Source organism: Halorubrum sp. Atlit-8R (assembly GCF_003666025.1).
Taxonomy (GTDB): domain Archaea; phylum Halobacteriota; class Halobacteria; order Halobacteriales; family Haloferacaceae; genus Halorubrum; species Halorubrum salinarum.
In genome coordinates this window covers 1-543 of record NZ_QPLV01000033.1, presented here as the reverse complement: position 1 = coordinate 543, position 543 = coordinate 1, and the positions used below count along the sequence as shown (strand labels likewise).

Sequence of the window (543 nt, the reverse complement as noted above, 5' to 3'; positions counted from 1 at the left end):
CACGTCCGGAACGTAGATCGCTGGCTGCGCCACCTCCAGCAAATCCACTACGTCCTGAAAAGTACGCCTGTTCACGTACTCGTCGTGCTCCGTCCCTAGGATTACCGGGATATGCCAAGGCTCCAAAACCTGGCTGAGATCGCCGTCCCGCTCGACGACCTCTTCAGCATCCGAGAAGTTGATTATCACGTACTCGACTTCCCGGTTGCCGTCAAGCCACTCCTCAAACTCCTCGTCAGGAAGTTCGACACGGGGATGAACTCCTCTAACCGGCTTGTATATCCGGTGAGAGTTAACCGCCTCGTGTAGTGTTTGCTGCCCTCTGCCGAGTTCTCTTGTGTCTACGTGGGAACTCAAAGTGTGCTCTCCGTCTCCGTCTTGTTTTTCGTAGTGGGAGACGTGTCAACATACAGTTTCTACCCCCATATAAGTACCGCCGAAAACAGGAGTATAGGTCGACCTAAACCCTTGATCCGGAGCCTGTAACGTGCTCAAAATAATTTCGTAGTAATGATATATTATTGTAGATATTCATCTGGCTTG

General features: G+C 51.2%; 1 pseudogene. It reads right to left on the bottom strand.

Annotation, left to right across the window (positions count from 1 at the left end):
- Positions 1-357, bottom strand: a pseudogene (locus DVK05_RS16450) (hypothetical protein); the annotation flags it as partial.
- Positions 358-543: the final 186 nt, after the last annotated feature.